The sequence below is a fragment of the Salmonella sp. A7 genome, assembly GCF_020181675.1.
Lineage (GTDB): Bacteria > Pseudomonadota > Gammaproteobacteria > Enterobacterales > Enterobacteriaceae > Salmonella > Salmonella enterica.
Window position 1 is genome coordinate 457,437 of sequence record NZ_CP084001.1, and the last position, 15,352, is coordinate 472,788.

General features: G+C 51.2%; 15 protein-coding genes. 1 reads left to right on the forward strand and 14 read right to left on the reverse strand.

What is annotated here, in order from left to right:
- Window positions 1-11: 11 nt before the first annotated feature.
- The gene (locus LCS67_RS02175) at window positions 12-1,169 is read right to left on the reverse strand and encodes an efflux RND transporter periplasmic adaptor subunit (protein WP_001529294.1); all 1,158 of its coding nucleotides are present in this window, start codon (window positions 1,167-1,169) and stop codon (window positions 12-14) included.
- A 413-nt stretch (window positions 1,170-1,582) separates the two neighbouring features.
- Here LCS67_RS02175 and envR point away from each other — a divergent pair, with 413 nt between their 5' ends.
- The gene (gene envR, locus LCS67_RS02180; RefSeq protein ID WP_001085725.1) at window positions 1,583-2,245 is read left to right on the forward strand and encodes an acrEF/envCD operon transcriptional regulator; all 663 of its coding nucleotides are present in this window, start codon (window positions 1,583-1,585) and stop codon (window positions 2,243-2,245) included.
- Window positions 2,246-2,247: 2 nt separating this feature from the next.
- Here envR and LCS67_RS02185 read toward each other — a convergent pair whose 3' ends face one another.
- The 13 genes from LCS67_RS02185 to LCS67_RS02245 all read right to left on the reverse strand — a co-directional run bounded on the left by LCS67_RS02185 (window position 2,248) and on the right by LCS67_RS02245 (window position 15,262).
- Window positions 2,248-4,347 (reverse strand): putative bifunctional diguanylate cyclase/phosphodiesterase, encoded by a 2,100-nt coding sequence (locus LCS67_RS02185; protein ID WP_031571397.1) that lies wholly within the window; start codon window positions 4,345-4,347, stop codon window positions 2,248-2,250.
- A gap of 150 nt (window positions 4,348-4,497) precedes the next feature.
- Complete coding sequence (locus LCS67_RS02190) at window positions 4,498-4,662, reverse strand: DUF2556 family protein (protein ID WP_000620015.1); 165 nt, start codon at window positions 4,660-4,662, stop codon at window positions 4,498-4,500.
- Window positions 4,663-4,744: 82 nt separating this feature from the next.
- Window positions 4,745-5,629, reverse strand: a complete 885-nt coding sequence (gene yhdJ, locus LCS67_RS02195) for an adenine-specific DNA-methyltransferase (RefSeq protein WP_000642611.1) — start codon at window positions 5,627-5,629, stop codon at window positions 4,745-4,747.
- A gap of 85 nt (window positions 5,630-5,714) precedes the next feature.
- The gene (fis, locus tag LCS67_RS02200) at window positions 5,715-6,011 is read right to left on the reverse strand and encodes a DNA-binding transcriptional regulator Fis (protein WP_000462905.1); all 297 of its coding nucleotides are present in this window, start codon (window positions 6,009-6,011) and stop codon (window positions 5,715-5,717) included.
- A 25-nt stretch (window positions 6,012-6,036) separates the two neighbouring features.
- Complete coding sequence (gene dusB / locus LCS67_RS02205) at window positions 6,037-7,002, reverse strand: tRNA dihydrouridine synthase DusB (RefSeq protein ID WP_031571386.1); 966 nt, start codon at window positions 7,000-7,002, stop codon at window positions 6,037-6,039.
- A gap of 660 nt (window positions 7,003-7,662) precedes the next feature.
- Entirely contained in the window at window positions 7,663-8,544 is an 882-nt protein-coding gene (prmA, locus tag LCS67_RS02210; protein WP_001145843.1) for a 50S ribosomal protein L11 methyltransferase, read from the reverse strand.
- An 11-nt stretch (window positions 8,545-8,555) separates the two neighbouring features.
- Complete coding sequence (panF, locus tag LCS67_RS02215) at window positions 8,556-10,007, reverse strand: sodium/pantothenate symporter (protein ID WP_001175685.1); 1,452 nt, start codon at window positions 10,005-10,007, stop codon at window positions 8,556-8,558.
- Window positions 9,997-10,239, reverse strand: a complete 243-nt coding sequence (locus LCS67_RS02220) for a YhdT family protein (protein WP_000340017.1) — start codon at window positions 10,237-10,239, stop codon at window positions 9,997-9,999. Before LCS67_RS02220 ends, panF begins: the two co-directional genes overlap by 11 nt.
- Before the next feature lie 108 nt (window positions 10,240-10,347).
- Window positions 10,348-11,697, reverse strand: coding sequence for an acetyl-CoA carboxylase biotin carboxylase subunit (gene accC, locus LCS67_RS02225; protein ID WP_000884627.1), 1,350 nt, complete (start codon window positions 11,695-11,697; stop codon window positions 10,348-10,350).
- Window positions 11,698-11,707: 10 nt separating this feature from the next.
- A complete protein-coding gene (gene accB / locus LCS67_RS02230; protein WP_000354628.1) occupies window positions 11,708-12,178 on the reverse strand; it encodes an acetyl-CoA carboxylase biotin carboxyl carrier protein in 471 nt (156 codons plus the stop codon).
- Between the two features lie 392 nt (window positions 12,179-12,570).
- Window positions 12,571-13,170: a protein-methionine-sulfoxide reductase heme-binding subunit MsrQ gene (gene msrQ, locus LCS67_RS02235; RefSeq protein WP_001240053.1), complete on the reverse strand. Its 600-nt coding sequence runs from the start codon at window positions 13,168-13,170 to the stop codon at window positions 12,571-12,573.
- Window positions 13,171-14,175: a protein-methionine-sulfoxide reductase catalytic subunit MsrP gene (gene msrP / locus LCS67_RS02240; protein ID WP_000723876.1), complete on the reverse strand. Its 1,005-nt coding sequence runs from the start codon at window positions 14,173-14,175 to the stop codon at window positions 13,171-13,173. It abuts the gene before it with no gap.
- Between the two features lie 112 nt (window positions 14,176-14,287).
- The gene (locus LCS67_RS02245) at window positions 14,288-15,262 is read right to left on the reverse strand and encodes an MDR family oxidoreductase (protein WP_001148254.1); all 975 of its coding nucleotides are present in this window, start codon (window positions 15,260-15,262) and stop codon (window positions 14,288-14,290) included.
- Window positions 15,263-15,352: the final 90 nt, after the last annotated feature.

Here is a 15,352-nt window from a genome sequence, read left to right on the forward strand (position 1 = left end):
GTACGGTTACCTTATTGCGCCGTTTTCGCTGCAGGAGCATCGGTAGTGGCTTTCACCTGGACGCCCGGTCGCGCTTTTTGTAAGCCGCTGACGATGACCTTATCGCCCGGTTTTAACCCTTCGCTGATGAGCCATTTATCGCCAATAGCCTGAGCCGCCACGACATTGCGGGCTTCAACCTGGCTTTTATCGTTAACCACCATCACCATTGCGTCGCCGCGCGGCGTGCGGGTTACGCCCTGCTGGGGGACAAGGATGGCATTGGGCTGGACGCCTTCATCAATGCGGGCGCGCACAAACATACCGGGAAGCAGACTGTGTTGCGGGTTAGGGAAAACTGCCCTGAGCGTGATAGAGCCGGTGCTTTCATCTACGGTAACGTCGGAAAATTGCAGCGTGCCTTTAATCGGGTAGACCTGACCATTTTCCATTACCAGTTGAACCGTGCTACTGGCGCTGTCTTTATGCAGGTTACCTTGTTCGACGGATTGCTTGAGTCGCATAAAGTCGTTGCTTGATTGCGTCACGTCGACATAAATCGGGTCGAGTTGTTGCACGGTAGCCAGTTCAGTTGACTGGCCATTAGTCACCAGCGCGCCTTCAGTCACATTAGATTTTCCTATACGCCCGCTGATGGGCGAGGTGACTTTGGTATACGCAAGGTTAATACGCGCGCTTTCAACAGCGGCTTTTGTCGCCACAACGGCGGCATCGGCCTGGCGGGCGTCGGCAATCGCCTGATCATATTCCTGTTGGCTGATATATTTTGTGCCGACCAGTGGAACATAGCGTTTGACCGTCAGGTGCGCGATAGCCGCAGCCGCTTCGCTTTTAGCAAGTTCGCCTTTAGCGCTGTCATAATCGGCCTGATAGGTGGCAGGATCGATCTGATAAAGCGACTGCCCGGCCTCTACATCGCTACCTTCGGTGAAGTTTCTTTTAAGCACGATCCCGCTCACCTGGGGGCGAACTTCCGCAATGCGAAATGCGGACGTACGTCCGGGAAGTTCGGTCGTTACGGCTAGCGGCGCTGTTTCGACCACATGGACGGTGACTTGCGGCTCGCCGGCATGAGCCTGGGTATCTCCCTGGTCATTACAACCGGCCAGCAGCGCAGCAGAGAATATGATGAATGAGGGCAGGAGTGAAAACCTGGCATGTTTCGTCATTACTGTTCCTTAAAAAACCGAAAGCTCGTTATTCACCGGATAACGGTAAGGCGTTAACGCGCGAAAAATAGAATAGCAGTGGGGTATCCTACAAATTATTAGCTTGTGATGTAAGCAATACTTATTTTGGGATGGGGTTCACGGCACATAAAAGCAAAAAAAAAGAACTATTCCCTGTCGTTTCATAATGTCCCGATTAGTAAAATCATGATGTTGAATAACATAAATAGAAATATATATTTTATATGAATATGTTTTATTAATTTATTTGTTTTTATTATTGATTTGGCGATATTGTGCGAAATAAAAATAGCTGTCTCTCGTCTGACTAAAAAGGACATGATAAAGTTGTTTTTTGTGCTGAGTATTTTATCAGCGTATTTATCGTTTTTATGGTCCAGGATATCTTAATTATGGCGAAGAAAACGAAGGCGGATGCGCTTAAAACGCGGCAACACTTGATTGAAACCGCTATTGCGCAGTTCGCTTTGCGCGGCGTTGCCAACACGACGCTGAATGATATCGCTGATGCCGCTGATGTCACGCGGGGCGCCATCTACTGGCACTTTGAGAATAAAACGCAGTTGTTTAATGAGGTTTGGTTACAGCAACCACCTTTACGTGAACTTATTCAGGATAGGCTTACGGGATGCTGGAATGATAATCCTTTACAGGATCTACGAGAGAAATTTATTGCAGCCTTACAATATATTGCGGCAGTGCCTCGTCAGCAGGCATTAATGCAGATTTTATATCATAAATGTGAATTCCATAATGGTATGATATCGGAACAGGCCATTCGGGAGAAGATGGGTTTCCATCATCAGTCGCTGCTTGAAGTATTACAGCGATGTATGGATAAAAAGCTGATCTCAGGCAGTCTTGATCTGGATGTCATATTAATTATTCTGCATGGTAGTTTTAGCGGAATAGTAAAGAACTGGTTAATGAATCCCACAAGTTATGATCTTTATAAGCAGGCGCCTGCATTAGTCGATAATGTATTAAAAATGCTAAGCCCGGATGGCAGTGTGAGGCAATTAATGCCAAATGAACAACAGGCGGAAGAAGCCTGAGATTATTTTGAGTTGATATTATATATTGACCTTGTGAATATATTGGCAGGGTTCCGAATATCGCGAGCAATTTCCTCTGCCGTACGCGGCTTGCCAAGCAGGAACCCCTGAAGTGTATGGCATCCTAACTGGGTCAAAAATTGTTGCTGCGTTTCATTTTCTACCCCTTCTGCCACAATTTGCAGATTTAACGCTTTCGCCAGCGCGACAATAGCCGCAACAATGGTCGCGCCGTCGCTTGCCTCGCTGAGTTCATGTACGAAAGCGCGATCAATTTTTAGTTCGCACGCCGGAAGACGTTTCAGATAGAGAAGGCTGGAATAACCGGTGCCAAAGTCGTCAATAGAGGCCTTAACCCCCATTTCCGTTAATCTGGTGAGTATAGCGACGCTTTGCTCTGGCTTGTTCATCGCCGTGGTTTCGGTGATTTCCAGAATCAATAAATCGGGACGGATACTGTGTCGGGCCAGGCTCCGCGTAATGGTGTCCACAAGGCCGGGCTGCTCAAATTGTAAGGCGGAAAGATTTATCGCCACTGACCATAAGGCGTATCCCTGTAAGTGCCACTCGCGTAGCTGTCGACACGCCTCGTCTATCACCCAGCTACCGATAGTGACGATAAGACCCGTTTTTTCCGCCAGCGGTAAAAACTGGTCAGGATTCAGTACGCCTTGTTTTGGATGATACCAGCGCAACAGGGCCTCAAATCCTACAATGGGGCCGGCAGGAGCCTGAAATTTAGGCTGGTACACCAGCCTGAGCTCTTGTCTTTCCAGCGCCAGCCACAGGTCATTCATTAGCTGAAGCTGGGTTTGCGCCAACATATTCATTGATGGCTGAAAGAAATGGTATCCGTTACGCCCCGTATGTTTCGTGTGGTACATTGCGGCATCGGCGTTGAACATCAGTTCCCGTTCGTTTTTTCCGTCCAGCGGATAGAGCGCTATTCCCACGCTAAGGGTGACGACCAGTTCATACGGATCTATCGTAAAGGGCGCATCTATCGAATGTACCAGCGCGCTGGCAAGGGAAGCCGCTTCGTCAGGCGCGCTGACTTCTGCAAGCAGCACAAATTCGTCGCCGCCAATCCGCGCCAGGGTAAACTGCCCGCTCAGCGGTTGGTTCAGACGATGCGTGACCGCTACCAGTAGCTTATCGCCGATATCATGACCATAAGCGTCATTAACGGCTTTAAAGCCATCCAGATCCATAAACAGTAGCGCGAAAGACGTGCTTTCCCGATTCGCTTTGCTGATGGCCTGTTCCAGACGATCTTCAAGGAGTACCCGGTTTGGTAAACGGGTGAGCGTATCATGCAGCGCCAACTGCGCTAGTTCCTGGTTCGCCTGCGCCAGCGAAGAGGCAAGTAGTGCGGTGCGGGCCTGAAGCCGGGCGTCAAATAAAGAAACCAGAAGAGTAATGCCCAGGATAGTCAGCGCGACTACGCTGACAAGAACAGCCAGCCAGTTGCTATCGACGCCACGATGCTCCATCGGCCAGTTTTGGGGAAAGTGTGCGGCCTTCATGCCGGCGTAATGCATGCCGGCGATAGCTATCCCCATTAATACCGCAGCGCCTGCTCGCCTCAGGGCGACATCTGTTCCCTCATGACGCAGGCGGAACGTGAGCCACAGCGCGCCGCAGGACGCCAGTAGCGCGATAATGATAGAGAGGGCAACCCATGCGCTATTCCAGACGATAATGGAAGCAAATTGCAGCGCCGCCATCCCGGTATAATGCATTGCGCTGATGCCCAGTCCCATCACCAGCGCGCCCGGCAGTAAACGGCGCAGGCGCAGTTTTTCAGCGCTGACCAGCCATAGCGCAAACAGGGAGGAGCCGATCGCGATCAGCATGGAGAGGCCGGTGAGGAACGGATCGAAGCGCATGTTCATCGCGTGATCCATCGCCAGCATCCCGACAAAATGCATCGCCCAAATACCGACGCCCAGCGCGAAGCCGCCGCCTATTAGCCATATTCTGGCGTTTGATCGGGCGCTTCCGGCTACGCGTCCGGCCATATTTAATGCGGTATAGGACGCAAAAATAGCGACAGCAAATGAAACCGCCACAAGGATGTGGTTGTACTCACTAACCGGCATGTATCACTAGCTCATTGGTTATGCAGGAAAAGAACAGGACGAGACAGTATCACCCCTTCTTTTATCCTCAACGTGTTTTAATTCCCTGTTTTTATAAGGGATAAAAGAAATCCGGGTGATAAATAATCATAGGTTAAATCGCCCGGTTCGCTACTCCAGATCGGTACAATTGATCAATTTGAGAGGGTTAACCGAATCCATGTTTCGGCACTTATCCTGTTCAGTTGCCATCAATTCGATCCATTGCATCAAAAGCGCATCAAAAAGAAAAACGGAGACGGCAAAAACAACCAGCCACCAATACTTACGTATCATCGTCAAATCCTGTGTATTCATGCCCATGCGTGCTGGGAATATACATGAAATTTTGACGCTGAAAAGCGGACTTACAATGCTTTTACTTCTCTGAAGATAGCGCGTTTATCCCGACATTTCGCTGCTTTTTGGACAGGTTTTGTGTTTTTCTCTTTTTGACTTTTGCAAGTTCATTTTCTGAATAATGCGAAGTGACGCTCAATCTTCTGAGCCCCATTTTTACGTACTCATTATTGAGTTCAATACCGATAAACTTACGACCTGACGCCGCTGCGACAGCGCCTGTGGTGAAACTGCCCGCGAAAGGGTCCAATACAGTATCGCTCGGGTTAGAAGAGGCCAGTATGATCCGTTTTAACAGCGCGCTGGGCTTTTGCGTAGGATGGTTTTCATATTCATCCATCAGATAACGTACGCGAGGAAATGACCAGACGTTGCCCGGCACTTTTTTCTGATTGTATGGTTGGGGCGGGTTTTTTCGATAATCGATTAGCGCGCGCTTAGCGCCCGTGGTGGTCTCGACCAGAATCGCGTCACGGTTAAAGGTATAGCTTTTCGGGTTCTTTACCATCATCAGGATCGGTTCATACATAGAACCAAAGTATTTTTTCGCCTGCACCCCGGAACTATCATAGGACCAGACGATACGGCTTTTGATGGTAAAAAGCGTTCGGCATTTGAGATCGATATACGGCATATTTTCTGTGCTATTCATGATGTACATGGTGCCGTGTTTCTTCAGTACGCGGTGGCACTCATCAATGCATTCATACAGCCAGGCCAGAAAAGACGCTTCGTCCCAGGATTCGACCATACCGTCGAAATCTTTTCCGATATTGTAAGGCGGATCGGCAAAAATTAAGTCAATGCTTTCAGAAGGCAGTTTTTTAAGTTCTGTTAGCGCGTCACCGTGAATAATCTTCTTCGATTCATCGCCAAAGTACTGAGGTTCACATTCCGCTTTCATGACCAAATTCCATGTGATGCGTATAAAAAAGGCGCTTCCCCATGCCGAGTAGCGCCTTTTTAAACAAGCAGTTAGCTAATCGAAATTAGTTCATGCCGTATTTTTTTAATTTTTTACGCAGCGTACCACGGTTGATGCCCATCATCAGAGCAGCACGGGTCTGGTTACCACGGGTGTATTGCATCACCATGTCCAACAGGGGCTGTTCTACTTCAGCCAGTACCAGCTCATACAGGTCATTAACGTCCTGACCATTCAGTTGAGCAAAATAGTTCTTCAGTGCCTGTTTAACCGAGTCACGCAGGGGTTTTTGGGTTACCTGATCCTGAGAGTTAACGGTAGAAACGGTCAGTACGTCAGAATTTACGCGTTGTTCGAACATAGTTCTGTCAGCTCTTTATTTCTGTTTACGCAAAATTTTCGAAGTATGCCTCCAACGCCTCCAGCTGTTCGCTGGCGTCCTCAATAGCGTTGAATGTGCGCCGAAACTGGTCGTCTGGAGCGTGCTCCTGGAGATACCAGGAGACGTGTTTACGCGCGATTCGGTACCCTTTTGCCTGACCGTAAAAGTCATGCAGTTCCCGAACATGCGTGCAAAGCAAGCGCTTTACCTCTGCCAGCGGCAGCGGCGGAAGCAGCTCCCCAGTGTCCAGATAATGCTGGATTTCCCGAAAGATCCAGGGTCTTCCCTGAGCTGCGCGGCCTATCATCAGGGCATCCGCCCCTGTATAGTCGAGAACAGCTCTGGCTTTATGCGGGTTAGTAATGTCGCCATTCGCGATAATCGGAATGGAAACTTTCTGCTTAACTGCCCGAATACTGTCGTATTCAGCTTCTCCGTTGAACAAACAGGCGCGGGTGCGGCCATGGATGGTCAGAGCCTGAATACCACAATCTTCAGCCAGTTGGGCAATCTCTACGCAGTTACGGTGTTCCGGCGCCCAGCCGGTGCGAACCTTGAGAGTCACAGGAACGTCCACCGCGTTTACGACCCCGATGAGTATAGACTTCACTAAATCCGGGTACTGCAAGAGGGCTGAACCTGCCAGCTTACGATTCACTTTCTTCGCCGGGCACCCCATATTGATATCAATAATCTGGGCGCCGCTTTCCACGTTAATACGTGCGGCATCGGCCATCTCAACAGGGTCGCTACCGGCAATTTGCACCGTGCGAATTCCTGGCTCATCAACGTGCACCATCCGTAAACGAGATTTATCGCTTTCCCACACTTGCGGGTTAGAAGACATCATCTCGGATACTGTCAATCCTGCTCCCATCTCATAGCACAGCGTCCGGAAAGGTCTGTCAGTAATGCCAGCCATGGGCGCTGCGATCAGGCGATTTCTGAGCTGATATTGTCCGATGCGCATGAGTTAAGAAATGACCATACTGTGACTGCAAGGCGGCGTATATTACGCATTTTTTGCACGAGATGAAAGGCCAAACTTTGAACAATCCACTGTTGTAGATCAATGAATCGTGCTTAAAAACAGCAAAATAAATTTATAATTCAGTAAAATCAAAGAGTTATTTATTGTCGGCGGTTTTGTACGCGCTTACAAATTCCCGTAACTTCTCTCTATTTCTTCGTCCAGAAACAAGATAAACGGAATAATCTGCTTTTTTTATAAGCTAATTACCCCAAATGAATGGGATCGCCGTCTCGTTTCAGGACAAGATCACTTCCCGCTGCGCGTGATTTTTCTCCATTGTCAGTCGGAAGGGGGCGCACAGACGCGCTTTTGTGTTCATGAATGGCACGCATAAATTTTTCCAGCTGTGCTGAAGAGCGCGTTAGCGGATGCTGCAGAACAACCCGGACAGCATTACTAAGCACGAGGGGGATGGCTGTGACCCGTTAAAACGCCAGTACCTTTTGTCCGCTGGTAGCAGCTGATCATCCAGACGGATAGTGACAAAGAAGTCATTTCAGGCATTCATTTGATGAATTTAATGATGTCTCGGTGCCTGAAAGGCGTTAAGGCAGTTGTGTGGAGAAAAGCGTGGCCGGGCGACCACGCTGACAAGAATTATTTCTTATGGCCAGTAATGCGGCACCACTCTTCTTTTTCGACGACCGGGTCGAGAGTAAAAAGCTCGGCGTAAGCATCGCAGACGCTTTCCGCCTGGCTGGCGAGAATACCTGAAAGCCCCAGCAGACCGCCCTCAACGGGCAGTACGCTGATTAACGGGGCCAGTTCGCGTAATGGGCCTGCCAGGATGTTAGCGACGACCACGTCGGCTTTCATGGCTTCTGGCTGGTCTTTCGGCAGGTACAGCTCCAGCCGGTCAGACACGGCGTTGCGTTCGGCATTATCGCGACTGGCCTGAATAGCTTGCGGATCGATATCAATACCAATCGCCTTTGCCGCTCCCAGCTTCAGCGCGGCAATCGCCAGAATGCCTGAACCGCAGCCAAAGTCGATCACGGTTTTGCCGTTGAGATCGAGCCCGTCCAGCCATTGCAGACATAAAGAAGTGGTGGGGTGCGTACCCGTACCGAACGCCAGTCCCGGGTCGAGCATCACGTTGACGGCATTCTCGTCCGGAATGTCACGCCAGCTGGGACAAATCCACAGACGCTCGCCAAAACGCATCGGATGGAAATTATCCATCCATTCGCGTTCCCAGTCTTTATCTTCCAGTTGTTCGATTTTATGGGCAAATCCGGCACCCAGCAGCGGATGTTGCTCCAGAATCGCGACAACGTCTTTCATGTCGGTTTCGGCGTCGAACAGACCGATCACATCGGTATCGCCCCACAGACGGGTTTCGCCCGGCAACGGCTCAAAAACCGGCGTATCGTGCGTATCCTGAAAGGTAATGGAAACGGCGCCCGCTTCCATCAGCGCATCACTCAGCTCTTCAGCATTCGCGCCGGTGGTATTCAGTTTCAATTGGATCCATGGCATGGCAAAACTCTTTATTTATCAGTAGACAATACGGTGGCTTGCGAAGCGGAAGAGCCGAATCGGTTTCCGATCAGAAAAGCCAATAAACTTAACAGTAACGCGGGCACAATCGGATGAAAGCCCAGGTACTGAATATTAAATGTGGCAAGTAGGGCATATAGCACGCCGCCCACGATCATGGCGCTTAGCGCGCCTGCCGCGTTTGCCCGCTCCCAGTAAAGGCCCAATACCAGCGGCCATAAGAACACCGCTTCCAGGCCGCCAAACGCCAGCAGGTTGAGCCAAATGATCATCTCTGGCGGTTTCCATGCGGCCAGCAGCAACAGCACGCCTAGCAGTAAAGTAATCGCTGCCGACATACGCTTCAGCCGGATCTCATTTTGCATCTGATCGGGGCGTAGATTGAGATAGAGATCTTTAATGATCGTCGCGGAACTTTGCAGCAGTTGGGCGTTAATTGTTGACATGATCGCCGCCATTGGCGCAGCGAGGAAGATCCCGGCGGCAAACGGCGGCAAAACTTTCACCATTAGCGTTGGGATCACCAGATCCGGCACCGTCAGATCTGGAAGCACCGCGCGACCCAGCGCGCCGGCAAGGTGCATCCCGAACATTAAAATCGCCACGACAATCGTACCGATAATAATGCCCCGGTGTACCGCTTTACTGTCTTTATAGGAGATGCAGCGCACCGCCGTATGCGGCAGGCCAATCACGCCAAAACAGACCAGTACCCAAAAAGAGGTCATAAAAGCGGGAGAAAGTATGTCATCGGCACCCTGCGGCGTTACCAGTTTGGGGTCGAGAGCGTGCAGCGTGTCAACGGCCTGACTTAGACCGCCCGCCGCATGGACCACGCCCACCAGCAGCACTATCGTGCCGACCAGCATCACCAGGCCCTGTAGCGTATCGTTAAGTACGCTGGCGCGAAAGCCGCCAAACGCCGTATAGAGTGCGATACTGACGCCAAATATTAGCAGGCCGGTTTCGTAGGGAATTCCCGCCGCGGTTTCCAGCAGTCGCGCGCCGCCGATAAATTGTACGGTCATTGCGCCAATAAACGCGACCAATAAACTCAGGCTTGCCAACCACACCAGCAGGCGGCTTTGGTAACGAGCGAATAGCATATCGTTAAGCGTGACGGCATTATAGCGACGCGCCAGGATAGCGAATTTTTTACCCAGAATACCCAGTGAAAGCCAGACGGCGGGAAGCTGGATCATCGCCAGCAAGACCCAGCCCAGACCGTATTTATAAGCCGCGCCGGGACCGCCGATAAAGGAACTGGCGCTAATATAGGTGGCGGTAAGCGTCATCGCGAGCACGATCCCGCCCATCGAACGGCTGCCAAGAAAATATTCGTTTAAAAAGGTGCCGGCGGTACGCTTGCGCATAGCGTAAATCGAGACTCCGAAGACCACGATCAGATAGGCTACCAGTGGTAGAATGACCTCAAGCTGCATTGTCATCCTCCAGCGGAATATCGCGATAAATGAATTTCACCATCGCCCAGCACAGCAAAATAAAGACCAGCGGCGTCAATAAGCAGGCCATCTCGAACCAGTGCGGCAGACCGGTAATTCCCGGCGAGTCTCCAGGTAAGTAAGCAGCCACTAACCATGCCGCCAGATAGCAAAGGGTCAGCCACAGCGCCCAGCGCGCCTCTTTATGGGCCTGAACAAAACGAGCGTCCATTTTTTGTCCCTTATGGGTGAAGAAAGCGGGAATTGTACATGATGGGGCATCGCTATCCCCAGAAATAAAAAAGGCCGGATTCACCGGCCTTTTGAGATTAACGTGCGATTACTTTTCCTGAAGACCGAGTTTTTTCTCCAGATAGTGGATGTTAGTTCCACCGTGCTGGAAGTGTTCGTCATTCATGATGCGGGTCTGCAGATCGATATTGGTTTTGATACCATCGATAATCAGTTCCTGCAGGGCATTTTTCATACGGGCAATCGCCACGTCGCGGTTTTCACCGTAGCAGATGAGTTTGCCGATCATGGAATCATAGTACGGCGGCACCGTGTAGCCCGCGTAGATATGAGATTCCCAGCGAACGCCAAAGCCGCCAGGCGCATGGAAGCGCGTGATTTTGCCAGGGCTTGGCAGGAAGGTGTTCGGATCTTCGGCATTGATACGGCATTCTACCGCATGGCCTCGAACGACAACTTCGTCCTGTGTGATCGACAGCGGCTGACCCGCCGCGATGCGCAACTGCTCTTTGATCAAATCGACGCCGGTAATCATTTCAGTCACCGGGTGTTCAACCTGAATACGGGTGTTCATTTCGATGAAATAGAACTCGCCGTTTTCGAACAGGAATTCGAACGTCCCTGCGCCGCGATAGCCGATGTCTACGCACGCTTTCGCGCAGCGTTCGCCGATATAGCGACGCAGTTCCGGCGTAATGCCTGGCGCCGGGGCTTCTTCAACCACTTTCTGGTGGCGACGCTGCATGGAACAGTCGCGTTCCGCCAGATAGATAGCGTTGCCCTGGCCGTCCGCCAGCACCTGAATTTCGATGTGGCGTGGATTTTCCAGGTATTTTTCCATGTATACCATGTCGTTGCTGAAAGCCGCTTTCGCTTCCGCTTTGGTCATGGAGATGGACTGCGCCAGTTCAGCATCGCTACGAACTACTCGCATACCGCGGCCGCCGCCGCCGCCGGACGCTTTGATGATCACCGGATAGCCAATACGTTTGGCATGAGCGCGGTTCGCATTCATATCGTCGCCCAGCGGGCCGTCAGATCCTGGTACGGTCGGCACGCCCGCTTTTTTCATCGCGGTAATCGCGGACACTTTATCGCCCATCAGGCGGATGGTATCCGCTTTCGGGCCGATAAAGATAAAGCCGGAGCGTTCAACCTGCTCGGCAAAATTGGCGTTCTCAGAAAGGAAGCCGTAACCCGGGTGGATTGCCACCGCGCCGGTGATTTCAGCGGCGCTAATGATAGCCGGGATGTTCAGATAACTTTTTACGGACGGTGCCGGACCAATACAGACCGTCTCATCCGCCAGCAATACGTGTTTTAAATCGCGATCCGCGCTTGAGTGCACAGCGACGGTCTTGATGCCGAGTTCTTTACAGGCTCGAAGAATACGTAATGCGATCTCGCCGCGGTTGGCGATGACAATTTTATCCAACATGTTCGCCTCGTTACTCGATGACGACCAGTGGCTCGTCAAATTCTACCGGTTGACCACTTTCGACCAGAATCGCTTTCACAGTACCTGCTTTGTCTGCTTCGATCTGGTTCATCATTTTCATGGCTTCAACGATGCACAGGGTATCGCCCACGTTCACTTTCTGGCCCACTTCGATGAACGCTTTCGCGTCCGGGCTTGGGGTGCGGTAGAAAGTACCAACCATTGGGGAGCGTACGATGTGACCACTGATTTCCGCTGCGGCAGGCGCTTCCATTGCTGGAGTAGCCGTTGGCGCGACAGCGTTAGACAGAGCGGGTTGCTGCATCATCGGCGCCGCATAAGCCTGCTGCATCACCGGAAAACCGGCGTTTGCCGTTGTGCGGCTGATGCGAACAGATTCTTCGCCTTCAGAAATTTCCAGTTCGGAGATACCTGATTCTTCAACCAGCTCGATCAGTTTTTTAATCTTACGAATATCCATGAGTGGGTTCCGTACTCTTTGTTTAGTGTGATTGTGACAGGCGTTTTAGCGCCGTCTGTAAAGCATGTGAATGACTGCCGCGAGTAAAATACCGCGCATCTTTGATTTGCCTGTTATGCCGTAGCACCCGAAGGTGAAATTCATGATTTGCCAGTCATTGTGTGGCTATCTTCTGCCATTTTCGGGCAAAAAACAAAATATACCTTCATTGCACGATTGTCACCCTTTCTGCGAACGAAAATCGCCGTTGGGCAATGTAAAGTCGCACATTATAACTATTTCGTCGCAATTGGCAGCTAAATACTGGTCTTATCAGGGAAGATAATCAACCCGAAACATAAAAAGGACATTACCTGTTTTGCGTTTTGCAATCGACCGCACAGTTCACCAAACTAGCGCCACCACTGGCGAAACTTCCGGTAACGCAACGCTAAAAGGGCTAACGCTAATGCCGCGTAGATGACCGGTTGCGGTGATAAAATCTTTACCGACCACAGGTAATGTATGGGAGCCAGGATCGCGACAAGATAGACGACGTTATGCAATGTTTGCCAGCGTTTGCCCAATTTACGCTGCGCAAATTGCGTTGAGGTCAACGTCAGCGCCAATAACACCAGCCAGCTAATGATCCCAAGCGTCAAATAAGGGCGTGAAATCAACTCGCTTCCTAACAGCGCCAGGTTATGTATCCCCAGTTCCAGTAAGGCATAGCTGGTTAAATGCAGCGTAGCCCAAACGAAACACCATAACCCCAACAGGCGGCGTGTGCGTATCAATAATGGCTGTTTAGCGTAGCGCGCCAGCGGTGAAACCAGCAAGGTGGCGAGCAAAAATTTGAGCGCGGTTCTGCCGGTAAAGTGTTGGATATCCTTTACCGGGTCTGCGCTGAGTCCACCGTGATTTATCGCCCAAAAGAGCCACAGAAGCGGCAAAAAACCGGCAAGATGCAGACAAACTTTTAGCCAGGTTATCTGTTTTGCTGTCAGACGCACTTAAAAATTCTCCCGCAAATTGAGACCGCGATACAGCGAAGCGACTTCATTGGCGTAGCCGTTAAACAGCAGCGTCGGCTGCCTTTGCACATCAAGGATACCGCCTGAACCAATAAAGCGTTCGGTAGCCTGAGACCAGCGTGGATGATCCACATGCGGGTTCACATTGGCGTAAAAACCATATTCGTTGGGAGCCGACAAATTCCAGGTGGTTGGCGGACGTTCGCGGGTGAGTTTAATGCTGACGATAGATTTAATACCTTTAAAACCATACTTCCATGGAACGATGAGTCGAATGGGCGCGCCGTTTTGCGGGGGTAACGCCTTACCATAGACGCCAACGGTCATCAGAGTCAGCGGATGCATAGCTTCATCCAGACGTAGCCCTTCGACATAAGGGTATTTCAGTCCGCCGCCAATAAAGCGATCTTTCTGTCCTGGCATATCATCCGGCGCGTATAGCGTTTCGAATGCCACATATTTAGCGTGGCTGGTGGGTTGTGCCTGCGCGAGTAGCTTATATAAAGGGAAACCAATCCACGGCACGACCATGGACCACGCTTCGACGCAGCGCATTCGATAGATACGCTCTTCTAATGGAAAACGATGTGTTAAATCGTCGTAATCCAGCGTAAATGGCTTCGCGACTTCCCCGCTGATTTTCAACGTCCACGGTTCGGTTTTCAGACTCCCGGCATTGGCCGCCGGGTCGGCTTTATCGAGGCCAAACTCATAGAAATTGTTGTAGCCCGTCACCTTATCTTCCGGCGTTAACGCTAAATCGCTTCGCCAGGCGGCAGGCTGACTAAACTCAAGCGGTTTACCGGCAGGCGCTTTCGGACGATCGTTGCCTTTAAACCAACTGAAGAGATCGGCCTGCGCCGTTGAGGGTAAGGATAAGGCGGCCGCGCTGATGCCTAATGCTTTTAGCACCTGTCGGCGCTGCATAAAAAAAGCCGATTCCGCAGTCACATCGGCTTCTGTTAATGGACGTATCTTTTTCATCACAGACTCCCGGTCTACCCACCACAACATGGCGTGTAGTGAATATGACAGGGAGTGTGTCAATGTGTAAAAATAAATAGTTAATTAAGTGTAAATTTTTTTATACGTGACGTTATTTTATCTTCACCAGCGTACGGCCCTGAACCTGATTATTGATGATGGCATCGGCGAACTTCGGCGCATCCGCCAGCGTAATCTCTGTGGCGGCCTGAGCATAGAACGATTCCGGCAGATCCTTAACCAAACGCGCCCAGGCCTCTGCGCGACGTGCCGGTGGGGTCATCACCGAGTCCACCCCTTGCAAACGCACATTACGCAGAATGAATGGCATAACGGTGGTCGGCAGCGCGAAGCCGCCAGCCAGGCCGCAGGCGGCCACGCAACCGCCATAGTTCATCTGTGCCAGCACTTTCGCCAGCACTTTATCGCCAACGGTATCAATTGCACCGGCCCACAGCTGTTTTTCCAACGGGCGAGATTCAGCAAACTCATCGCGGCTGAGAATACGGTTAGCTCCCAGGCTCTTAAGATAGCCGTGGGTGCTTTCACGTCCTGATACTGCTGCAACCTGATAGCCCAGCTTATGCAGTAATGCAACGGCAGTGCTGCCCACGCCGCCGCTGGCGCCGGTGACGACAATCTCACCGTCTTGCGGGCGAATACCTGCATCTTCAAGCGCCATGACGCACAGCATGGCAGTAAAACCGGCGGTGCCGATGATCATGGCGTTACGGCTGCTCAGTCCCGCAGGCAGCGCGACCAGCCAGTCGCCTTTAACGCGTGCGCGTTCGGCCAGGCCGCCCCAGTGGTTTTCGCCCACGCCCCAGCCAGTCAGTAGTACTTCCTGGCCTGCATGAAAGCGAGGATCTTCGCTTGCGTGAACGGTGCCGGCGAAATCAATACCAGGAATCATCGGAAAATGACGGATAATTTTCCCTGTTCCGGTGATAGCCAGAGCATCTTTATAATTCAGGCTGGACCAGTGGACATCCACCGTCACATCACCTGCCGGCAGTTGACTCTCTTCGAGATGTTGCACGGATGCGAGGGTTTTACCGTCCTGCTGTTCTAAGATCAACGCCTGCATAACCTGTCCTCACTTTACATGGTAGATTGGAAAAATAGCTACGAAGACTATACTCGCTAATTAAAACGTGATGCCGATGCAACGCAATAA